Annotated in this window: 17 protein-coding genes; 5 read left to right on the forward strand and 12 right to left on the reverse strand. The window is 70.0% G+C overall.

Going from position 1 to position 20,593, the window contains the following annotated elements; all coding sequences use genetic code 11:
* Window positions 1–52: 52 nt before the first annotated feature.
* From QSG27_RS01965 to QSG27_RS01985, 5 genes are all read right to left on the reverse strand, one after another.
* The gene (locus QSG27_RS01965) at window positions 53–895 is read right to left on the reverse strand and encodes an alpha/beta hydrolase (protein ID WP_306703472.1); all 843 of its coding nucleotides are present in this window, start codon (window positions 893–895) and stop codon (window positions 53–55) included.
* Window positions 885–1,586 (reverse strand): ABC transporter ATP-binding protein, encoded by a 702-nt coding sequence (locus tag QSG27_RS01970; protein ID WP_306703473.1) that lies wholly within the window; start codon window positions 1,584–1,586, stop codon window positions 885–887. The genes QSG27_RS01965 and QSG27_RS01970 overlap by 11 nt, the downstream gene beginning before the upstream one ends.
* Entirely contained in the window at window positions 1,586–2,359 is a 774-nt protein-coding gene (locus QSG27_RS01975; RefSeq protein ID WP_306703474.1) for an ABC transporter ATP-binding protein, read from the reverse strand. Before QSG27_RS01975 ends, QSG27_RS01970 begins: the two co-directional genes overlap by 1 nt.
* Window positions 2,356–3,375, reverse strand: a complete 1,020-nt coding sequence (locus QSG27_RS01980) for a branched-chain amino acid ABC transporter permease (RefSeq protein ID WP_306703475.1) — start codon at window positions 3,373–3,375, stop codon at window positions 2,356–2,358. The genes QSG27_RS01975 and QSG27_RS01980 overlap by 4 nt, the downstream gene beginning before the upstream one ends.
* 112 nt (window positions 3,376–3,487) lie before the next feature.
* Window positions 3,488–4,852, reverse strand: a complete 1,365-nt coding sequence (locus tag QSG27_RS01985) for a nucleotidyl cyclase domain-containing protein (RefSeq protein ID WP_306703476.1) — start codon at window positions 4,850–4,852, stop codon at window positions 3,488–3,490.
* Window positions 4,853–5,123: 271 nt separating this feature from the next.
* On the opposite strand from QSG27_RS01985, the gene queC reads away from it, so the two are divergent.
* On the forward strand, window positions 5,124–5,822 hold the full coding sequence (gene queC, locus QSG27_RS01990) for a 7-cyano-7-deazaguanine synthase QueC (protein WP_306703477.1): 699 nt from the start codon (window positions 5,124–5,126) through the stop codon (window positions 5,820–5,822).
* 205 nt (window positions 5,823–6,027) lie between these two features.
* On the opposite strand, the gene QSG27_RS01995 is transcribed toward queC, so the two are convergent.
* The 4 genes from QSG27_RS01995 to QSG27_RS02010 form a co-directional block, all read right to left on the reverse strand.
* Window positions 6,028–6,942, reverse strand: a complete 915-nt coding sequence (locus QSG27_RS01995) for a branched-chain amino acid ABC transporter permease (protein ID WP_306703478.1) — start codon at window positions 6,940–6,942, stop codon at window positions 6,028–6,030.
* A gap of 22 nt (window positions 6,943–6,964) precedes the next feature.
* Window positions 6,965–8,131 (reverse strand): ABC transporter substrate-binding protein, encoded by a 1,167-nt coding sequence (locus QSG27_RS02000; RefSeq protein ID WP_306703479.1) that lies wholly within the window; start codon window positions 8,129–8,131, stop codon window positions 6,965–6,967.
* 64 nt (window positions 8,132–8,195) lie between these two features.
* Window positions 8,196–8,834, reverse strand: a complete 639-nt coding sequence (locus QSG27_RS02005) for a hypothetical protein (protein ID WP_306703480.1) — start codon at window positions 8,832–8,834, stop codon at window positions 8,196–8,198.
* A gap of 118 nt (window positions 8,835–8,952) precedes the next feature.
* Window positions 8,953–10,962, reverse strand: a complete 2,010-nt coding sequence (locus QSG27_RS02010) for a HAMP domain-containing methyl-accepting chemotaxis protein (protein WP_306703481.1) — start codon at window positions 10,960–10,962, stop codon at window positions 8,953–8,955.
* 401 nt (window positions 10,963–11,363) lie between these two features.
* Here QSG27_RS02010 and QSG27_RS02015 point away from each other — a divergent pair, with 401 nt between their 5' ends.
* From QSG27_RS02015 to QSG27_RS02025, 3 genes are all read left to right on the forward strand, one after another.
* A complete protein-coding gene (locus tag QSG27_RS02015) occupies window positions 11,364–12,467 on the forward strand; it encodes a glycosyltransferase family 2 protein (RefSeq protein WP_306703482.1) in 1,104 nt (367 codons plus the stop codon).
* The gene (locus tag QSG27_RS02020; protein ID WP_306703483.1) at window positions 12,464–14,155 is read left to right on the forward strand and encodes a glycosyltransferase family 39 protein; all 1,692 of its coding nucleotides are present in this window, start codon (window positions 12,464–12,466) and stop codon (window positions 14,153–14,155) included. Before QSG27_RS02015 ends, QSG27_RS02020 begins: the two co-directional genes overlap by 4 nt.
* Window positions 14,156–14,321: 166 nt before the next feature.
* Complete coding sequence (locus QSG27_RS02025) at window positions 14,322–15,494, forward strand: serine hydrolase (protein ID WP_306703484.1); 1,173 nt, start codon at window positions 14,322–14,324, stop codon at window positions 15,492–15,494.
* A 70-nt stretch (window positions 15,495–15,564) separates the two neighbouring features.
* Here the strand turns inward: QSG27_RS02025 and QSG27_RS02030 are convergent, their stop codons facing one another.
* From QSG27_RS02030 to QSG27_RS02040, 3 genes are all read right to left on the reverse strand, one after another.
* Window positions 15,565–15,984, reverse strand: coding sequence for a nuclear transport factor 2 family protein (locus tag QSG27_RS02030; RefSeq protein ID WP_306703485.1), 420 nt, complete (start codon window positions 15,982–15,984; stop codon window positions 15,565–15,567).
* A 117-nt stretch (window positions 15,985–16,101) separates the two neighbouring features.
* Window positions 16,102–17,097, reverse strand: coding sequence for a hypothetical protein (locus QSG27_RS02035; RefSeq protein ID WP_306703486.1), 996 nt, complete (start codon window positions 17,095–17,097; stop codon window positions 16,102–16,104).
* 127 nt (window positions 17,098–17,224) lie between these two features.
* Window positions 17,225–18,781: an FAD-dependent oxidoreductase gene (locus QSG27_RS02040; protein WP_306703487.1), complete on the reverse strand. Its 1,557-nt coding sequence runs from the start codon at window positions 18,779–18,781 to the stop codon at window positions 17,225–17,227.
* Window positions 18,782–18,926: 145 nt separating this feature from the next.
* On the opposite strand from QSG27_RS02040, the gene QSG27_RS02045 reads away from it, so the two are divergent.
* Window positions 18,927–20,591 (forward strand): NAD+ synthase, encoded by a 1,665-nt coding sequence (locus tag QSG27_RS02045; protein ID WP_306703488.1) that lies wholly within the window; start codon window positions 18,927–18,929, stop codon window positions 20,589–20,591.
* The last annotated feature ends 2 nt before the right edge of the window (window positions 20,592–20,593 follow it).

The raw sequence follows: 20,593 nt of genomic DNA on the forward strand, positions 1-20,593 counted from the left end.
GAACGCTCATGAAAAAGCCTTCCCAGCCGGGGAGGCTTTTTCGTTTCCGCCTTCAGGTGTTCTTGATCATCGCCAGCGCCGCCTCGAACAGGGCGCTGCCCGGCTCGGCGAAGCGGTCCACCACGCTGAAATGGTTGGCGCCCGGCTCCACAATCTCCCGCACCGCGTTGCCCTGCGCGGCCCAGGCCAGGGCGTAGTCGGCCTGCTGGCGGTGCATCGCGTCGGTCTCGTCGCCGCCCAGCGCCGGCATCAGCAGCGGGGCGGGGGCGGGAACGGCATGGATCGGGCTCAGCCGCCGCGCCGAGTCGGGATCGAGCCGCAATTGCTCGTTCACCTCGAAGCCCAGCAGCGGCTCCAGGTCGTAGAGGCCGCTGATCGGAATGCCGCCGGCCACGCGCTCGCGGTTCTCCGACACCAGCTTCGCCGTCAGGTGACCGCCCGCCGAATGGCCGGACACCACCACCCGGCGCGGATCGCCGCCGAAGCCCGCCGCGTTGGCGAACACCCAGTCCAGCCCGGCCTGGGCATGGCCGCACAGCGCGTCCATCGTCACGTCCGGGCACAGGCCGTAGCCGAGCAGCACCACCGCCACCCCGCGCTCCACATAAGGGGCGGCGATGAAGGAATGCAGATCCTTCGACAGGGCCCGCCAGTAGCCGCCATGGATGAAGACCAGCACCGGCGCGCCCTCCCCGGCGGGGAAGACGTCCGCGCGCTGGCGCGGGTGCGGGCCGGTCGGGACGTCGTACCGTCCGCCGAGCCGGGCGCGCACCGCCTCGCTCTCCGCCTGCCAGCGGGCGAAATAGGCGGGGTGCTCCGGTATCAGCTTGCGGAAATTGTACTGGCGATCGATCTCGGCGGCGGTCATGCCGCCATGGAGAGGGTCAGACGCCAAGATAGCGCTCCTTCAGGGTGGGGTCGGCCAGCAGGGCGGCGGTGTTGCCGGACCACACCAGCCGCCCTTTCTCGATGACGTGATGGCGGTCGGCGAATCGCGCCAGAGCGGCGACGTTCTTGTCCACCACCAGGATCGCCTGCCCCTCGCCCTTCAGGCGGGCGAGGCAGTCCCAGATCTCCTGGCGGACCAGCGGGGCCAGCCCCTCCGTCGCCTCGTCGAGGATCAGCAGCTTGGGGTTGGTCATCAGGGCGCGCCCGACGGCGAGCATCTGCTGCTCCCCGCCCGACAGGTTGCGGGCGAGGTTGCCGGCGCGCTCGGCCAGCCGCGGGAACAGGGCGTGGACCCGTTCCACCGTCCAGGGATCGCGCCGTCCGAAACGGTTGGCGGCGGTGGCGATCAGGTTCTCGCGCACGGTCAGGGTGGGGAAGACCTGCCGCCCCTCCGGCACGAGGGCGATGCCGGCCCGCGCGATGCGGTGCGGCGGACGGCCCGCGATCTCCGTGCCCTCGAACGTGATCGACCCGCCGGTCGGCGTCACGAGGCCCATGATGGCCTTGATGGTCGTGGTCTTGCCCATGCCGTTGCGGCCCATCAGCGTCACCGCCTCCCCCGCATCGACGGAGAGGTCCATGCCGAACAGGGCCTGGCTGCTGCCGTAGGCGGCGGTCAGGTTGGCGACGCGCAGCATCACGCCACCTCCATCTCGTCGCCCAGATAAGCCTCGCGCACCGCCGGGTCGTTGCGGATCTGCGCCGGGGTGCCGCTGGCGAGGTCCTTGCCGCGCACCAGAACGGTGATGCGGTCGGCCAGCGCGAACACCGCGTCCATGTCGTGCTCCACCAGCAGGATCGTCACGCCGCCCTTCAACTCCTGCAGAAGCTCCACCATGCGGGCGGAGTCCTCCGGCCCCATGCCGGCCATCGGCTCGTCCAGCAGGAGCAGCCTCGGGCCGGTCGCCAGGGCCATGGCCAGTTCCAATTGCCGCTTTTCGCCATGGGCCAGCGCGTCGGCGCGGGTGTCCGCCCGCGCGCCGAGGCCCACCCGCTCCAGCACCGCGCGGGCGGGGTCGGCCAGCCGGCGGTCGCGCCCGGCGTCGCGCCAGAAGCGGAAGCTGTGCCCGGCGTGGGCCTGCACCGCCAGCGCCACGTTGTCGAGCGCCGTGAAGCTGGGAAAGATCGAGGTGATCTGGAAGCTGCGCGCCAGACCGCGCCGCGCCCGCTTGTGCACCGGCAGCCGGGTCACGTCGCGCCCGTCGAACAGGATGGTGCCCGAATCGGGCGTCAGCTCTCCCGACAACTGGCCGATCAGGGTGGTCTTGCCGGCGCCGTTCGGGCCGATCAGGGCGTGAAGCTCCCCCTCCGCCACCGAGAGCGAGAGGCCGTCGGTGGCGGCCAGCCCGCCGAAGCGCTTGACCAGCGAGTCGGTGCTGAGCAGGGGGCGGCTCAGCAGGGGGCGGCTCATGGGCGCCTCCCGGCGACGACGCCCCACAGGCCCTTGCGGGCGTACAGCACCAGAAGGATCAGCACCGGTCCGAGAACGATCTTCCAGTGCTCGCCCAGCCCGGCGTGGGCGAGGTCCATCAGCTCCGGCACGAACTCCTCCAGCAGGAGCAGGGCGGCGGCGCCCAGCACCGGGCCGATCAGCGTTCCGATGCCGCCCAGCACGACCATCACGATCAGGTCGCCCGAGCGGCTCCAATGCAGATATTGCGGGCCGACGAACATCGTCGCGTTGGCGAGCAGCGCCCCGGCCAGCCCGGCCAAGGCTCCGGCGATGACGAAGGCGGCCAGCTTGTAGCGGGTGACCGGATAGCCGAGCGCGGCCATCCGCCGCTCGTTGTCCTTGGCGCCACGGATCACCCGCCCGAAGCGGGAGTTGACCAGCCGCCAGCCCAGGACCAGCGCCGCCACCAGAAGCCCCAGAACCACGTAATAGAAGGTGGTGTGGTCGGCGATGTTCAGCGGGGCGGGCAGGGTCGAGCGGCTCCACAGCGCGATGCCGTCGTCCCCGCCGTAAGCCTTCAGCCCGGTCATCAGGTAGAAGAGCATCTGGGCGAAGGCCAGCGTGATCATGATGAAGGGCACGCCGCTGGTGCGCAGCGAGATCGCCCCCACCGGAAGCGCCGCCAGCGCCCCCGCCAGCATGGCCAGCGGCCAGACGACCAGCCCGTTCACCGTGCCGGGCAGCCCGAACAGGGTGGATCCGTCCGACTGGTGGGCGAACAGGATGCCGACGACATAGCCGCCGATGCCGACGAAGGCCGCGTGGCCGAAGCTGACCATCCCGCCGAATCCCAGGATCAGGTCCAGGCTGACCGCGGCCAGGGCGAAGACCAGGATGCGCGTCGCCAGCCGCACGTAGAAGGGCTCCCCCATCCAGGCGGCGACGGTCGGCAGGGCCAGCGCCACGGCCAGAAGGATCAGCAGGGCGATGCGGGGGCGGGTGAGCAGGGCGGTGCGGGGCGCTGTCGGGGGCATGGAGGGCCGGAAAGGGGGGCGGGCAACCAATGGGCGTGCCCGTCTTTTCGCACAGATGGGCGGGCTTGAACACAAAAGGTCGCGCCGGCCCGCTCCGTGGTCCTCCCGCCGTCTATCCCCAGGGGGTGTCGTGGGGCCGCCGCCGCTTCGACCGCTGGAGAAGCTGGCGTTCGGTGCAGCGCTTCATGTGCTCCGGCACCTCCGAATCCTCGCCGACGACGGGACCGCTCAGATAGGCGGCGCCCGCCGCCTCCGCGGCTTCCAGCTCCACCGAGCTGCGGACGCCGTCCACATAGGCGAACATGCCGAACTTGCGCGGGCCGGGGCAGAAGGTCTGCACCCGTTCCAGGATGCGCGTCTCCTCCTCCCGCCCGTCCAGCCGCAGCCCGACGCCCTTGATGCCCGCGGTGGCGTAGACGGACAGGTCGCCCGCGTCGTCGTGCAGGATGACCATGGCGGCGCGGGCGAAGGGGCGCAGCATCGCCACGATCTCGGCCAGCCGGCCATAGGGAACGCCCGCCGGCAGCCCGTCCAGCTCGAAGGCCAGGAAGGGCATCAGGACGCGCGGGATCATCCGGCATGCCTGGATGTACTCCCGCCGCCGCCGGCTGGAGGCGAGCGTGCCGAAATGCACGGGAATGGTCTGGGCGTAGCGGAATTTGTTGGCGTACAGCTCGTTGTAGGTGCTCACCGCAAGGCTCAGCGTCTCCATGTCCAGGTCGAAGACGGCTTCCTCGCGCTCCGGGGCGAAGGCGTCCATGCAGTTCAGGGTGCGGGCGGTGTCCGCGTCGGTGCGGCAGCAATAGGTGGACACCACCTTGTGCTTCACGTCGAACACCGGGCGGAACAGCACCTTGGGCCGAAGCTGCGGCGTGATGGTGTCCGCCGGCATCTCGGTCCGGGGCGGGCGCCGCGCCTCCGCCGCCGGGGCGGGAATGGGGGCGTCCGCCGGCGGGGGGAAGACCGCCGCGCCCTCCGGCCCGTGGGCCGCGTCCTGAAGCAGGTCGGCCAGCCGCGCGGTGTCCAGGGCGACCCCGCCGCCGATGTCCACCACCGCGGTCTTGACGGTGATGCGCCGGGTGTCGGCGTGGCCCAGCAGCGCCTGGTGCAGGCTTTCCACCACCTTGCTGCACAGAAGCTGCGCCGACTTCCGGTCAGCCTGGGCGAACACGATGATGTAGTGGTCCTCGCCGTAGCGGAACCAGACGTCGCGCGGCGACAGCACCTTCTTGAGCAGCCGCTCGGTGTAGACGTGCACGCGCTCCTTCACGCTGCTCCAGCGCTCGCCCAGCTCCTCCCGGATCTCCTCAAGACCGATCAGGTGGACCGAGCCGGCGGTCACCGCCCGGTTGCGCAGAAGGATCTGGCGGGCGCGTTCCTTGAAGGACTCGTCGATGGATTGGACGGGGGACGGCGCAGAGTCGCCGCAATGTTCCGGGACGATGCCGTCCCGACCGGATGGGGTGTGCATGAACATGATCGAGCCTCCCTTTCCGGTTGTGTGGGGAGCGCAACTCCAAAGGCAGGGCAGCCGCCTGAAGATGGGTGTGAAGATTGTCGGTTCGGCCGCAGAATCAGGATGATCCTTTCGCTCTTGCCAATGCGTTAACGAATTCAAGCTTGTGGCGCTTGCTGACGTTCTATGCGTTCGGTCGCATGGTTTCGCCGGTTGACCATGCCGGGCGGGTGGTACTATGCCGTGCCGCCGATCCCGGGTCGGGAGCATGAGCATGAGGGAGCAAGGACGCATGCCGAACGGAAGGAACGCGGTGGTGCTGGTCAGCGGCGGGCTGGACTCCACCACGGTGCTGGCGATCGCCAGGGAGCAGGGCTACCGGCTGAACGCGCTGAGCTTCCGCTACGGCCAGCGCCACGCGGTGGAGTTGGAGGCGGCGAGGCGCGTCGCCGCGGCCATGGCGGTGGACCGCCACGTCATCGCCGACATCGACCTGCGGGCCTTCGGCGGCTCCGCCCTGACCGACGCCATCGACGTGCCCAAGCACGCCAGCGCCGCGGATCTGGGGGCGGGCATCCCCGTCACCTACGTGCCGGCGCGCAACACGGTGTTCCTGTCCTTCGCGCTGGCCTGGGCGGAGACGCTGAACGCGTCGGACATCTTCATCGGGGTGAACGCGCTGGACTATTCCGGTTACCCGGACTGCCGCCCCGAATACATCGCCGCCTTCGAGACCATGGCGAACCTCGCCACCAAGGCGGGGGTCGAGGGGACCAGCCGGTTCAAGATCCACGCGCCGCTGATGACGCTCGACAAGGCGGGCATCATCCGCCGCGGGCTGGAACTGGGGGTGGACTACGGCCTGACCCACTCCTGCTACGACCCGGCGCCGGACGGCACGGCCTGCGGGTCCTGCGACAGTTGCCTGCTGCGGCTGAAGGGCTTTTCGGAGGCGGGGCTGGCCGATCCGGTGGCCTACGGGCGGCGGTAAGGTTCTCCGGGATTCTCGGCGGGCAACAGGGTCTTCACGGATTGCACGGATTTCGACACGGATTTCACGGATTTTTCCTATGCGTGCCCAGCGCGTGCCTGCTCGTTCAGCGTGCGCTGGGCACGCTCAAGAAGAAATCCGTGTCATCCGTGCTTAAATCCGTGTCATCCGTGTGAATTCTGCTGTCTGCCGAGAATCCCGTCCCTCAATGCGCCGGGAACAGCCCCTTGGGCTTGATCGCCAGCACCACCGCCATCAGCACGTAGATCGCCATGGAGGCGAGCGCGGCCCCCGCGGCGCTGGCGTTGGCCGCGTCCATCACCAGACGGAAGGCGGCGGGCAGCAGGGCGCGGCCCAGCGTGTCCACCATGCCGACCAGCAGGGCGCCGGCCAGCGCCCCGCGGATCGACCCGATGCCGCCGATCACGATGACCACGAAGGTCAGGATCAGGATCTGCTCGCCCATGCCGACCTGAACGGCCAGCACCGGCCCGGCCATGGCGCCGGCCAGCCCGGCCAGCCCGCAGCCCAGCGCGAAGACCAGCCCGAACAGCAGCCGGACGTCCACCCCCAGCGCCATCACCATCTCGCGGTTGGTGGCGCCGGCCCGGATCAGCATGCCGACCCGCGTGCGGGCGATCAGCAGCCACAGGAACACCGCCACCGCGATGCCCACGGCCAGGATCGCCAGCCGGAAGGCCGGGTATTTCAGCCCGAACAGGTCCACCGTCCCGGCCAGCGCCGCGGGCGGGTTCAGGAAGATGGGCACCGGGCCGAAGACGATCTTCACCAGCTCGTTGAAGAACAGGATCAGCCCGAAGGTCGCCAGCACCTGATCGAGGTGGTCGCGGCGGTAGAGCGTGCGCAGCGCCACCGCCTCCACGGCCAGCCCCAGAAGCGCCGTCAGCAGCACCGCCGCCGCCAGCGCCAGCGGGAAGCTGCCCAGCACCGGCACCAGCGCCGCCGTCAGGTAGGCGCCGACCATGTAGAAGGTGCCGTGGGCGAGGTTGATGAGGTCCATGATGCCGAAGACGAGCGTCAGCCCGGCGGCCATCAGGAACAGCATCACCCCGAGCTGAAGCCCGTTCAGCCCCTGTTCGGCGAGGAGGAGCGCGTCCATGCCCCGGTTCCCGGCGTCAGGCTCACTTCATCGGGCAGTCTTTGACGTAGGCGTCGGCGTGGTTGGTGAAGACCGTGGCGACGGTCCTGTTGGTCACCGCACCGTCCGCAGCCTTCACCACCTCGCGCAGGTAGATGTTGTGGATCGGGTAGTGGTTGGTGTTGAAGGCCACCTCGCCGCGCAGGCTCTGCAGCTTGGCGGAGGCCAGGGCGCCGCGCAGCTTGTCCTTGTCCTTCAGGTCGCCGCCGACCGCCTTCACCGCCGTGTCGATCAGCAGCGCCGTGTCATAGCCCTGGGCCGCGTACATGGAGGGGATGCGCCCGAACTTGGCCTTGAAGTCGGCGACGAACTTCCTGTTGGCGGCGTTGTCGAGGTCGGGGCTCCACTGCGCGGAGTTCTTGACGCCGAGGGCGGACTCGCCGACCGCCGCCAGGATGTCCTGGTCGAAGGAGAAGCCGGGACCGAACAGCGGCACAGCCCCCTTCAGCCCGGCCTGCTCATACTGCTTGATGAAGTTGATGCCCATGCCGCCGGGGTAGAAGACGTAGACGGCGTCCGGCGCCGCGGCCTTGAGCTGCGCCAGCTCCGCCGCGTAGTCGAGCTGCCCGACCTGGGTGTAGACCTCGCCCGCGACGTCGCCCTTGTAATAGCGCTTGAAGCCGGCCAGACCGTCCTTGCCCGCCGGGTAATTGGGGGCCATCAGATAGACCTTCTTGAAGCCCTGGTCCTGGACATGCTTGCCCACGGCCTCGTGGATCTGGTCGTTCTGGTAGGCGGCGTTGAAGAAGTACGGGTTGCACTGCGCGCCCGCGAGCTGCGACGGGCCGGCGTTCGGGCTGATGAAGAAGGTCTGCCCGCCGGCCAGCGTCGGCAGCATGGCCAGCGCGAGGTTCGACCAGACCACGCCGGTCACCACCTGCACGCGGTCGCGCTCCACCATGCGGTTGGCGAGGCCCACGGCGACGTCCGGCTTCTGCTGGTCGTCGGCCTCGATCACCTGGGTGTCCTGACCGCCCAGCTTGCCGCCCGCATGCTCCACCGCCAGCGCGAAGCCGTCGCGGATGTCGATGCCCAGCCCGGCGCCGGGGCCGGACAGGGTGGTGATCATGCCGATCTTCAGCGTGTCCGCCGCCACCGGGGTGGCGAGCAGGGCCAGCGCGGAGGCCAGCGTAAGCAGGTTGCGGGTCATGACGGTCCAGCCTCCAGGGATTATTGTCTGATTAATTTTTAGGCAGTATGGAGCGGCTCCGGGATCAGGCAGCCGCCTTGCGTTCGTCCGCCCAGGCCCGCGCCGTGGACGGGCGGCCCTCGGCGTCGATCAGGCCGCGGGTGAGAAGTTCCTCGACGTGGCGGATGAAGAAGGCGGCGGTGCTGTCCCGCTCCCAGCTTTCCATCCAGTTCTGTTCCAGGAAGGCCAGGATCGCCGGCTGGCCCAGCTCCGCCTCCCACAGCACGCCCAGCAGGGAGGTCTGCTGCTCCTCGTGCATGCATTCCTCGAAGGTCAGTTTCTGCTGGCTGCGCGCCTCCTTGCGCAGCGTCGTCTCCGGCCCCGGCCCCAGGCCGAAGTCGTAGAGCGGACGGCGCTCGGGCGCTGCGACCAGCCAGTGCGCGACCTCGTGCACGATGACCGTGGACTCCACGTCGGTGCGGATGACCTCGCCGTCCCACATGAAGGAGGCGTTGGGCGGCTCGTCCAGCGTGCCGATGCCGTGGGCGTGGGCCAGCCGCACCGCCTCGGCGCGCTGCTCCGGCGTGTCGACGCCGCCGGGCACCGGCCAGGTCGCGGCGATCCGCCGGAAGGCGGCGAGGGGCAGGGGCTTGCCGGCCAGCAGGCGCTCGAAGGTCGCCAGGGCCTCCGGCATCGTCTCGGCCGGGATCGGGGTCAGGATCATGATGGGAAAGGCAATCCGGGGTGCGCAACAGCCCCTATTTGCCCAACAGGGCCGGCGCGGCGCAAGAAAAACCCCTCTTCCATCGCTGCCGGATGGAAGAGGGGCGAAGAAAAAGCGGTCAGGCGGCCCGCATGTCGGTCAGGAAGCGGGAGACGAAACCGCGCAGATCCTCGGCTTCGCCGGTCAGGCCGCCGGCGGCGTCCAGCACCTGACGGGAGGCGTCGCCGGTGGCCTCCGCCGCCTGGGTCACCCCGGCGATGTTGCCGGACACCTCCTGCGTGCCGCGGGCGGCCTGCTGGACGTTGCGGCTGATTTCCCGGGTGGCGGCCCCCTGCTCCTCCACCGCGGCGGCGATGGTGGTGGAGATGTGGCTGATCTCGCCGATCACGCGACCGATCTCGGCGATGGCCCCGGCGGCCTCGCGGCTGACCTCCTGGATGCCGGCGATCTGGCCGGAGATGTCCTCCGTCGCCTTGGCGGTCTGGTTGGCAAGGTTCTTGACCTCCGACGCCACGACGGCGAAGCCCTTGCCGGCCTCGCCGGCGCGGGCGGCCTCGATGGTCGCGTTCAGCGCCAGCAGGTTGGTCTGGCTGGCGATGTCGTTGATGAGCTGCACCACCTCGCCGATGCGCTGGGCGGAGTCGACCAGCCCGCGGACGGTGGCGTCGGTCCGCTCGGCGGTGCTGACCGCCTGCCCGGCGATGCTGTTGCTCTGGGCGACCTGCCGGCTGATCTCCTGGATGGAGCTGGACAGCTCCTCCGCCGCGGCGGCGACCGTTTCGACGTTGGCGGTGGCCTGGGTGGAGGCGGCGGCGACGGCGCTGGCCTGCCGGGTGGTCTGCTCCGCGGTGGCCGACATGCCCTGGGCCGTGCTGTTGAGCTGCGTGGCGGCGGAGGAGACGCGGGACAGCACGTCCATCACCAGCCGGTCGAACTCGCGGGTCAGGGCGTCGATCCGCTCCGACCGCTCGCGGCGGGTCTCATGCTCGGCGGCCTGTTCGGCGGCCAGACGGTCGGCCTCGATCAGGCTGTGCTTGAAGACCTCCACGGCTTTGGCCATGCCGCCGATCTCGTCGCCGCGGGTCAGGCCCGGCACGTCCACCCGGCGGTCGCCGCCGGCCAGACGGGTCATGGTGTCGGTCATCGACACGATCGGCCGCGACAGGCCGCGCCCGATCAGCAGGGCGGAGATCAGCCCCAGCAGGACGGCGGCGGCGGCGGCGGCGGTGGTCATGGTCCGGGCCCGGTCGATGCTCGCGTCGGCGGCGGTGCCGAGCGCCGCCTGCTGGCGGGCGCTGGCGTCGCGCAACTGCTCCACCCGTGCGTTGACGGTCGGGCCGAGCGTCTCCAGCACCTGCGAAACCAGCTCGTCGCGCTTGGTGGTGGCGGTGACCACCTTGTCGAACTGGTTGGCGAAAACGCGCTGATAGGCCAGGAAGGACGAGGCCCCCTTGCGCCGCTCCAGCTCGCTCAGCTTGGCGAGCATCGCGTTGCCGCGTTCCCGCGCGCTCTGAAGCTCCTTGCGGAAGAGGTCGGCGGTTTCCGCCGAACCCTCGGTCAGGAAGCGGTTGGCGTGGTTGCGGGCGGCCAGGAAGTGGCGCGCGGCCATGCCCGCCTGATAGGCGGCCTCGGTGTCGCCGTCCGCATAGGCGCTGTCCATGACGGCGCTCAGCGCCTTCTCCATCTTGGCCCCAAGGTCCAGAAGTTCCGCCGCCGCCTCGTTGCGGGTGGCCTGGAACTCCCTGATGCGGGCGAAGGCGTCCCGGTACCGGTTCAACTCCTCGCCCATCTGGGTCACCGTGCGGTTCAGCGCGGGCTCGGCGAACAGCGCCTTGGCCTCCTCGATCCGCTCGCCGGTGGTGGCGGCCAGCGTGTCCACGGCGTGGGCCGCGTCCTCGTTGCCGGTCAGCAGGAAGGTCTTGGCCTGGAGTTGCGCCTCCAGCATGGTCGCCTGGATGCGCCCGACCTCCGTCGTCTGGCGGGCCAGCGTCTCATAGGTCGCGAAGCCGTTCTTGGCGTCCGTCAGGGCGTAGACCCCGACGCCGCCGATGGCGACCAGGAAAAGGAGAACCCCGGCGTTCGCGGCCGTGATCTTGGTTCCGACCCGCAGGTGGTTGAACAGGCTCATGGTCGGGAAAGCTCCGGACGAGGCTAATGGTTTAGACAGCAAACATGACAGTATCGGCTTACTAATTCATTAAACGTGCCAACTCCATTCCGCGCCATGGCAAGCGCAGGGGCGGGCCGCCCCTGCGCCGTTCGGGACGCCCTCATCCTTCCGGGTTCTGGCGGTCTTGCGGGGGCTTGGAATATTTGTCCTGCCCGCGGTGTTTGCCTACGGCGACGGATCGTTCCGGCGCCGGTTCCAGCGGCGTGCTGATCACGGCTTAGGCCGTGGATGATCACAATAGAGGCGTTTTGCTCATTCCCATGTATCGTGCTATATGCCAAAGGGCTAAGCGCCCCGCCGGGGACGCCTGCCCGGAACCCGTTATCCCGGCTCGTGACGATCTGACCCAACGGCCGGCCATGTCCCTGACCGACGCGCCCACTCTGGTGGCTCCTCCCCTCGCCGGCGACCGTGCCGGCGATGCCGTTTCCGTACCGAAGCCGTCGCGCTCCGCCCGCATGAAGCGGGGGCGCCTGTCGGTGGTGATCCCCTTCTACAACGAAGGCCCCAACATCGCGGCGCTGTTCGAACGGCTGGTGCCGGTGCTCGACCGGCTGGACGCGGAGTGGGAGGTGGTCTGCGTCAACGACGGCAGCCGCGACGACACGCTGGACCGCCTACTGGACGTGCACGACCGCGACCCGCGGGTGAAGGTGGTCGATCTGTCGCGCAATTTCGGCAAGGAGCTGGCCCTGTCGGCGGGGCTGCGCCACGTCACCGGCGACGCCGTGGTGCCGATGGACGCCGACCTGCAGCACCCGCCGGAGCTGCTGCCCCAATTCCTCGCCAAATGGCGGGACGGCTACGACGTGGTCGTCGCCGTGCGCAACGCGCGGGTTGGGCAGAGCCTGAAGCACCGGATGTTCGCCCGCGCCTTTTACTGGATCTTCGACAACCTGTCGGAAATCCGGCTGCCGCGCGAGGTCGGCGATTTCCGGCTGATGGACCGGCGGGTGGTGGACGTCATCAACCGGATGCCGGAGCGCACGCGCTTCATGAAGGGCATCTTCGCCTGGGTCGGCTTCCGTCAGGCCAGCATCCCCTATGAGCAGGGAGAGCGCGCGGGCGGCGAGACCAAATGGGGCTTCCTGAAGCTTCTCAGCCTGTCCTTCGACGGGTTGACCGCCTTCTCCACCTTTCCCTTGCGGGTGTGGAGTCTGGTGGGCATGGCGATTTCCGGCTTCGCCTTCATCTATATCATCGTCCGCCTTCTGCGCACGCTGTTCCACGGCATCGACGTGCCCGGCTATGAATCGCTGCTGGCCGCGGTGCTGTTCCTTGGCGGCATCCAGCTCATCACGCTTGGGATCATCGGCGACTATCTGGGCCGCGTGTTCAACGAGGTGAAGGGGCGCCCCCTCTACATCGTCCGCTCCGCGCACGGCTTCGAGGACGAGACCGCGGCCCCGGCGGCCGCTCCGGGGGCCTACCGCCGGCCCGGGACCGAGGACCGCCCTGCATGAGCCTGATGCCGCCCATCGGCCTGAATCCCCTGGGGGCGGCGCCCCCGGCGGGCCTGCTGTCCCAGCGCCGCGCCGGCGCCCTGTGGGACGACATGGCGCGCGCGCTTCTGCTGTGCCTGATCATCCTCGCCGCGCTGACCTTCCGCAATTACGGGATCAGCACGGACGAGGAGGTGCAGCACATCTACGGCAAGAAGCTGCTGTCCTTCTACCTGTCCGGCTTCACCGACCGGTCGGCCTTCCATTTCAAGGACCTGTACCTGTACGGCGGGCTGTTCGATCTGGTCACCGCCCTGCTGGTCCCGATCTCCCCGTTCGAGGAGTACGAGACGCGCCACCTGCTCTGTGCGCTGGTCGGCGTGCTGGGCATCGCCGGCTGCTGGCGCTACGCGCGGCTGCTGGCCGGGCCGCGGGCGGGCTTCCTGGCGGCGGCGCTGCTGGCGCTGTCGGGCGTCTATTACGGCGCCATGTTCAACAACACCAAGGACGTGCCCTTCGCCGCGGGCATGGTGTGGACGCTCTATTTCGCCACCCGCATCATCGGCCAGATGCCGGCCCCGAGCCGCAGCGCGGTGCTGAAGTTCGGCTTGGCGCTGGGCCTGACCCTGTCGATCCGGGTGGGGGCTGTGCTGGCGGGATTCTACCTCGCGGTGGCGCTGGCGCTCTATGTGGTCCTGGTGGCGTGGCGCGGCGGGCTGGGCGCGGCGCTGGGCGTCACCCGGCGGACCGTCCCGACCCTGCTGCCGGCCATCCCCGTGGCCTATGGGCTGATGGCGCTGTTCTGGCCCTGGGCGGTGCAGAAGCCGTTGAACCCGCTGGAGGCGCTGCGCGTCGTCTCGCACTTTCCCATCGACATCCAGACGCTGTTCATGGGGCAGATGGTCAGCTCCGCGGCCCCGCCCGCGCTCTACCTGCCGGTCTATCTGGGGGTGAAGCTGCCGGAGGCGGTGCTGCTGGGCACCCTGGCCGCGGTGGTGCTGGCCGTCCTGTGGGTGCTGCGCGGCGGCTGGCGGAGCGTGGACGGGGCGTTCGGCGCGGTGCGCTGGGTGCCGCTGGCCCTGGCGGCCTTCCTGCCGATCCTGCTGTTCATGCTGATGCGTCCGTCCGTCTACAACGGCATCCGCCATTTCCTGTTCGTGGCGCCGCCGATGGCCGTCATGGCCGGCATCGCCTTCGACCGGCTGTGGACCGGGGCCGAAGGGCTGGGCCGGCGTCCGGGGCAGGCGTACGCCTCCGCCGCGATCGCGGTGGCCGTGCTGTACGCGTGGCAGCTCGGCAGCCTGCACCCCAACCAGTACGTCTACTACAACCAGTTCACCGGCGGGCTGAAAGGCGCGGACGGCCGGTTCGAGCTGGATTACTGGGGCAATTCCCAGCACGAGGCGCTGGCCGAGCTGGTTGCGCTGGTGGAGCGCGAGAACGGCGGCAAGCCGCCGCCGCGCCAGTACACCCTGTCGGTCTGCGGCAACACGCTGGCCGTACGCTTCGAACTGCCGCCCTGGCTGAAGCTGGTCAACGGCACCGGGCTGGATTGGCGCAAGGCCGACTTCTTCATGGCCTTCACCCAGGTGAAGCAGTGCCCCAACCTGCTCGGCGGCCAGCCGATCATCGAGATCGCCGCCGACGACGTGCCCCTGACGATCGTGAAGGACCGCCGTCCGCCGCAGGCGGAAATTCCGACCGAGTAAACCGCTCCTCACCGGTCTAACCCGCCCGGAGGCATCCGCTCCGTTGGCGTGATCTCCGTCCGCGGGCGTACCGGGGGGCGGGGCGGCTTCCCACTCTCACCCTCGGCGCACCCATTCCGCGCGCCGATGACGGAGGCTGGGGATGCGGAGGCCGGTGCTCGGTGTCGTGTCGTTTCTTGCGCTCACCGTCTGGGCGACGGCCCCGGCTCCGGCGGATGCGGTGGGCCCGGACCGTCTGGGCCCGGACCGTCTGGGAGAGGCGGTGACGGCGCTGGCCGACCGCCGTCTGGCGGAGGCCGGGCCGGGCAGCATCGTGGTCGGGGTGATCCGCGACGGGCGCAGCATCGTGGTCGGGCGCGGCGACAGCGGACGGCCCGACGGCGGCCCGCCGGACGGGCGGACGCTGTTCCAGATCGCCTCGCTGACCAAGCCTTTCACCGGAACCATCCTGGCCGAGCTGATCCGCGCCGGGCGCGTCGCCCCGACCGACCCGCTGGCCCGCCACCTGCCCAAGCCGGTCCACGCGCCGGATTTCGACGGGCGACCGATCCGCCTGCTCGACCTCGCCACCCACACGGCGGGGCTGCCCAACGTGCCGGAAACCCCGCGCTTCTCCTGGAGCCGGCTGGAGGACCCGCGCAACCCCTACAAGCCGCTGACCCGGGAGGAGGTGGCGGCGTGGCTGTCCGGCTTCAGCCTGCCGGTGCCGCCGGGCACGCGCTTCCGCTACTCCAACGTCGGCATGGCGGTGCTGGGCGAGGCGCTGTCCACCGCGTCGGGCATTCCCTACGAGACGTTGCTCAAGCGGGTGGTCACCGACCGGTTCGGGATGAAGGACACCACCCTGGCCCCCGGCGCGGAGCAGCGCGCCCGCAAGGCGGTGGGCCATGCCCGCGGGCAGGTGGTGCCGGATTGGGAGGCGCCGGCCATGCAGCCCTCCTTCGGGCTCTACTCCACCGCCGACGACCTGCTGCGCTGGCTGCGCGCCAATCTGGGCGACTGCGCCGGTTCCGGGAAATCCGCGTGCGACGCCGCGACCGCCGCGACTCTGGCGCTCGCCCAGTCGGTGCAGGTGGATGGGCGGGCGCTGCGCGATCCGGGGGCGCTGGGGCAGGGGGCGATGGCGCTGGGCTGGTTCGTCGCCTGGGCGGCGGACGGCACGCCGATCCTCTGGCATTCCGGGTCCACCGGCGGCTTCAACGCCTACATCGCCTTTTCGCGCGCCCATCGCTGGGCCGCGGTGGCGCTGACCAACAGCGACCCCGACCGCATTGCGGCGGACCGGGTGGTGGGCGACCTGATCTGGCACCTGGAAGGAGCGGCGGCGGACCGCCGGTGAACGGCGAAGCCTTCGCGGCCAGCCTCCACGGCCAGTCTTTGCGGCCAGCCTTTGTGGCCAGCCTTTGCAGTCAGTGCAGAAGGCCGCCGGGCGGGGGCCGGTCGGGGGAGGACAGGATCTGGGACGCCGGTTCGGCGACGGGGCCGGCCTGATGGTGGGCCAGACGCCATTCGCCGTCCTCGCGCACGAACAGGTTCGTCGCCGCCAGAACGGCATTCCCGAGAACCTCCTCGCACAGCACGACCGCGGTGTCGCCGTACAGGCTGACGCGCTCGTTGCGCGCCTCGACCGCCGGGCCGCGGGGGGCGCGCAGCACGTCCCGCCAGCTCGACACCACCGCCTCCCGGCCGAACAGGATGGTCCAGCCGGGATGGATGCAGGACACGGGCAGGCGGGAGGCCCACAGCCGGTCCATGGCGGGGAAGTCACGCTCGGTGAAGGCCCGGTAGAAAGCCCGGTTCGTGGCCAGCACGGCGTTGCGGTCGGTCATGGGGAAGCGGGTCTCCGAAACATTCGAATTCGCTTCTATACGGGCAACCGGCCTGACGGCAAGGGCCAGTGTCCATTTATCACAGACCGCAACGGCGATGCGGGCACGACGTGTGCGTTACGCCTTGATGTCCACCTTCTGGGCGGTGTCCGCCGGGGTGCTGCCCGCGGCGGCGGCGCCGGCGCCGCTGCCGTCGGTCAGGCCGGCGATGGGCTGCGACAGGTCCAGGTTCAGGTGCATCACGCCGTCGGCGCTCTTGGTCGGGGTCAGCGCGCCGAGGCCGCTCATCCCGCCCTTCGAAGCCATGGTGTTCAGCTTCTCCAGCACGCCCTTGATCTCGTCCTCGCTGAAGCCTTCGGCGCGGACGATCATGCCGGTGGCCTTGCCGGAGACCTTGGTCGAGGCGGCGGAGAACATGGCGCTGCCCGAGCCGTCGCCGTTCAGCGTGGCCTGAAGGCTGCGGTCCTCACGGGTGAAGTCCAGGGTGGACTTGGCGAAGGAGATGCGGACCGACTTGTCGCCGTCCTGGATGGTCAGCTCCATGCCGCGGGATTCGATGGACCACTGGGACCGGGCTTCCTCCATGCTCATGCCCATCTGGCTGAAATCCATGGACTTCAGCTTGTCCTTCATGGCGCTGCCGAAATCGCCGACGGCGCCCTTCACGTCGTCGTCCGACATGCCCAGCCCGCCGAGCAGGCTGCCGAGGTCGCCCGACATGTTGTCGATGGCCTTTTCGAACAGACCGGCGAGACCCTTGGACTGCTTCAGCGCGTCCTGCATGATCCTTTCGGCTTCCTTGGCGCGGTCGGCCATCGCCTGGGCGCCGGTCTTGCTGCCGGCGGCGTCGGACCCCGCCGCACCGGCGCTGGCGCCGTCGGCACCCGCCGCCGGGGCCTTCTTGCCCGACAGGGTGTCGAGCAGGTTTTCCATGGACTGGCTGATCGTGTAGGCCGGGCTGGCGCTCTTGGCGGGGGCCTGGGCGTCGGTCGTGGTGGCGGCGGCCTTGCCGCCGTCCGCCGCCTTGCTCTCGGCTGCCTTCTTGGCGTTGTTCGCTTGTTGCAGGGCCGTGCTGGTCGTCCCAGTCGGCCCGGACAGTTCCGAGTAATACATCGCCGCCTCCCGCGCGTGATCGTTTCGCCGTGAGGGTATGATCGTACCGGACTCCTTTACCACAGGTTAATTCGTCGCAGCCCTCATGCAACGCCCGGTCGAAACCCTTCGGTCTCGCAGGATTTTATCAGTTTTTGCTTGCGGAGTCCCCAACGGGCGCGAGGGGCTGGGTGGCCGGACCGTTCAGAACCGTCCCGTCCACCGCGAAGCGGGAGCCGTGGCAGGGGCAGTCCCAGCTCCGCTCGCCCGGATTCCAGCGCACCACGCACTTCAGATGCGGGCAGATGGCGGAGCGGCGGTGCAGCGCGCCCGACTCGTCGCGGAAGACGGCCACCGGCCAGCCGCCGGACTTCAGCACCGCGCCCTGGCCGGGTTGGATGCGGTCCTCCCCCTCGACCTCCGGCCCCCGGACGTAGGGCAGGAACTGGCGCGCCACATCCAGATTCTCGCGCAGGTAGGTGCCGAGCGTGCTGGTCATCTTCCGTCCGGGATCGTACAGGGCGGCCCAGGGGCTGCCGCTGCCATGGATCAGCTCGCACAGGACCAGCCCGGCGATGGTGCCGTGGGTCATGCCCATGCCGCTGTCGCCGGTCGCCACGAAGACGCGCCCGCCATAGGCCGGGTCGGGGCCGATGAAGGCCAGCCCGTCGAAGGGCTCCATCACCTGCCCGGACCAGCGGTGCTCCACCGCCCCGGCCTGGGGGAAATGGGCGCGGGTCCAGCCTTCCAGCGCGGCCCAGCGCTCCGCCATGTCGCGGGCCTCGCCGGTCTTGTGGTCCTCGCCGCCGACGATCAGCCGGTCGTGGTCGGCCTCCGGCTGGAGCCGCACGTAATGATAGGGGTCCAGCGTGTCCCAATAGAGGGCGTCGGCCACGCTGCCCTTGGGCACCCGGACGGAAATCGCGTAGGTGCGGTGGGGCGCCTGCTTGGAGTGGATGGCGAAGCGGTCGCTGATCGGGGAGTTGGTGGCGACGACGACCGCCGCGGCCTCGACCGCCGCGTGGTCCGGTCCGGCCTCGATCCGCGCGCGCTCCCCGTCCTGCCGGACCGCGGAGACGTGCGCCCCGGTGGCGAGCGCGCCGCCGCGCGCCAGGAAGGCGCGGGTCAACCCGGCCAGATAATCCAGCGCGTGGACGCGCGCCTGCCGGGGAAAGCGCAGGCAGGGGCCGGGATGACCGATGGGCGGGCGGTCCAGCCGCTCCACATCGTCCAGACCGGCGCGGCGGGCGGCGTCGCGCTCGCGGTCCAGCAGGGCGGGGTCCTGCCCCGGCGCCAGCATCAGATAGCCGTCGACGCGGGCGAAGCCGCAGTCGATGCGCTCTTCGCGGGCGATCCGCTCGATAGCGTCGATGGCGGCGCCGTGGCTGTCCGCGGCCATGCGGGCGCCGGATCCGCTGTGCAATCGCTCGATCTCGGTGAAGCGGTCGTCGATGACGTTGGACAGGTGCGCCGTGGTGCGCCCGGTCTCCCCGCCGCCGGGCGGCCCGTCGTCCAGCAGCAGCACCGACTTGCCGGAGCGCTGGAGCAGATAGGCCGTGGTGACCCCGGCGATGCCCGCCCCGACGACGATCACGTCCGGGCGCAGCGCGCCCAGAGCGGCGGCGGTGGGGGCGACGGTTCCGGCGGGCATCGCCGCCCCGCCGCGGTCCATCCAGACGGAGGTCGTCGCGCCGGAACCCTGCATGACCGGTTCTCCTTCCGTTGGCATTCCGTCGTCCTGGCAACACCGGGGCCGGCGGGGCGGTTCCCCCATTCCGTGTGGCGCTTCCGCGCCCGTCCTCCGGCTGCTACGGTGTCGCCGACCCGCCGCTTTCCCGGACGACGCCGCCATGACCGACCGCCTTTCCATCGCGCTGGCCCAGATCAACCCGACCGTCGGCAACATCACCGCCAACATCGACCGCATCCGCAACGCCCGGGCGGAGGCCGCCGCCCGCGGCGCCGACCTGATGGTCTGCCCGGAGCTGGTGGTGACCGGCTACCCGCCGGAGGATCTGGTGCTGAAGCCCTTCTTCCTCGACGTGGTGGAGACGGCGGTGCGGGAGTTCGCGGCGGAGACGGCGGACGGCGGTCCGGCCCTGCTGGTCGGCGCGCCCTGGCGCGACGGCGGCAAATGCCACAACGCCGCGCTGCTGCTCGACGGTGGCACGGTCGCGGCGATCCGCTTCAAGGTGGACCTGCCGAACTACGGCGTCTTCGACGAGAAGCGCGTCTTCGTCCCCGGCCCGCTGCCCGGCCCGATCAACGTCCGCGGCGTGCGGCTGGGCGTTCCGATCTGCGAGGACATGTGGTCCACCGACGTGATCGAGACGCTGGCGGAGAGCGGCGCGGAGATCCTGGTCGTTCCCAACGGCAGCCCGTTCGAGCTGGGCAAGCACGACCAGCGCGTCCAGCTCGCCGTGCAGCGGGTCACCGAGTCGGGGCTGCCGCTGCTCTATGTGAATCAGGTGGGCGGGCAGGACGAGCTGGTCTTCGACGGCGCCAGCTTCGCGCTGGGCGCCGATTGCCGGCTGGTGGCGCAGGCCCCGGCCTTCGCCGAGCATCTGCTGATCACCCGCTGGGAGCGCGGCGCCGACGACGTCTGGCACTGCGCCGACGCGGAGCGCATCGCCCCGGCGGAGGAGCTTGAGGCCATCTATGGGGCGCTGGTGCTGGGCCTGCGCGACTATGTGAACAAGAACCGCTTCCCCGGCGTGATCCTGGGCCTGTCGGGCGGCATCGACTCGGCGCTGGCCGCGGCCATCGCGGTGGACGCGCTGGGCGCCGACCGGGTGCATGGGGTGATGATGCCGTCGCCCTACACCTCGCAGGAGAGCCTGGACGACGCGGCGGAGTCGGCGGAACTGCTGGGCTGCAAGCTGGACACCGTTCCCATCGTCCCGGCGATGGAGGCGTTCGAGCGGATGCTGCTGCCCGCCTTCGCGGGGCGCGATCCGGACATCACGGAGGAGAACATCCAGTCGCGGTCCCGCGGGATCACGCTGATGGCGCTGTCCAACAAGTTCGGCGCCATGGTTCTGTCCACCGGCAACAAGTCGGAGATGTCGGTCGGCTACGCCACGCTGTACGGCGACATGTGCGGCGGCTACGCCGTTTTGAAGGACGTCTACAAGACGACGGTCTACGCGATTTCGCGCTGGCGGAACGCGCATCTGCCGGAGGGCGCGCTTGGCCCGGCGGGCCGCGTCGTGCCGGAGCGGGTGCTGGTCAAGGCCCCGACCGCGGAGCTGAAGCCCAACCAGACCGACCAGGACACGCTGCCGCCCTATGACGAGCTGGACGACATCCTGCAGTGTCTGGTCGAAAAGGACCTGGGCGTTCCGGAGATCGTCGCCCGCGGCCATGCGCCGGAGGTGGTGAACAAGGTCTGGCGCATGCTGCATCTGGCCGAATACAAGCGCCGCCAGGCGCCTCCCGGCCCGAAGATCACCCGCCGCCTGTTCAACCGCGAGCGGCGCTATCCGATTACGAACGGGTTCGGGAATATTGCGTGAGT

The organism is Azospirillum isscasi, assembly GCF_030849505.1.
In the GTDB taxonomy this organism is placed as follows: Bacteria; Pseudomonadota; Alphaproteobacteria; order Azospirillales; family Azospirillaceae; genus Azospirillum; species Azospirillum isscasi.

Coding starts and splice junctions, on each gene's coding strand:
- queC (WP_306703477.1), top strand. CDS start 5,124: ATGCCGAACGGAAGGAACGCGGTGGTGCTGGTCAGCGGCGGGCTGGAC.
- QSG27_RS01975 (WP_306703474.1), bottom strand. CDS start 2,359: ATGAGCCGCCCCCTGCTGAGCCGCCCCCTGCTCAGCACCGACTCGCTG.
- QSG27_RS01995 (WP_306703478.1), bottom strand. CDS start 6,942: ATGGACGCGCTCCTCCTCGCCGAACAGGGGCTGAACGGGCTTCAGCTC.
- QSG27_RS02040 (WP_306703487.1), bottom strand. CDS start 18,781: ATGCAGGGTTCCGGCGCGACGACCTCCGTCTGGATGGACCGCGGCGGG.
- QSG27_RS02015 (WP_306703482.1), top strand. CDS start 11,364: ATGTCCCTGACCGACGCGCCCACTCTGGTGGCTCCTCCCCTCGCCGGC.
- QSG27_RS02005 (WP_306703480.1), bottom strand. CDS start 8,834: ATGATCCTGACCCCGATCCCGGCCGAGACGATGCCGGAGGCCCTGGCG.
- QSG27_RS02035 (WP_306703486.1), bottom strand. CDS start 17,097: ATGTATTACTCGGAACTGTCCGGGCCGACTGGGACGACCAGCACGGCC.
- QSG27_RS02010 (WP_306703481.1), bottom strand. CDS start 10,962: ATGAGCCTGTTCAACCACCTGCGGGTCGGAACCAAGATCACGGCCGCG.
- QSG27_RS01970 (WP_306703473.1), bottom strand. CDS start 1,586: ATGCTGCGCGTCGCCAACCTGACCGCCGCCTACGGCAGCAGCCAGGCC.
- QSG27_RS01985 (WP_306703476.1), bottom strand. CDS start 4,852: ATGTTCATGCACACCCCATCCGGTCGGGACGGCATCGTCCCGGAACAT.
- QSG27_RS02045 (WP_306703488.1), top strand. CDS start 18,927: ATGACCGACCGCCTTTCCATCGCGCTGGCCCAGATCAACCCGACCGTC.
- QSG27_RS02020 (WP_306703483.1), top strand. CDS start 12,464: ATGAGCCTGATGCCGCCCATCGGCCTGAATCCCCTGGGGGCGGCGCCC.
- QSG27_RS02000 (WP_306703479.1), bottom strand. CDS start 8,131: ATGACCCGCAACCTGCTTACGCTGGCCTCCGCGCTGGCCCTGCTCGCC.
- QSG27_RS02030 (WP_306703485.1), bottom strand. CDS start 15,984: ATGACCGACCGCAACGCCGTGCTGGCCACGAACCGGGCTTTCTACCGG.
- QSG27_RS01980 (WP_306703475.1), bottom strand. CDS start 3,375: ATGCCCCCGACAGCGCCCCGCACCGCCCTGCTCACCCGCCCCCGCATC.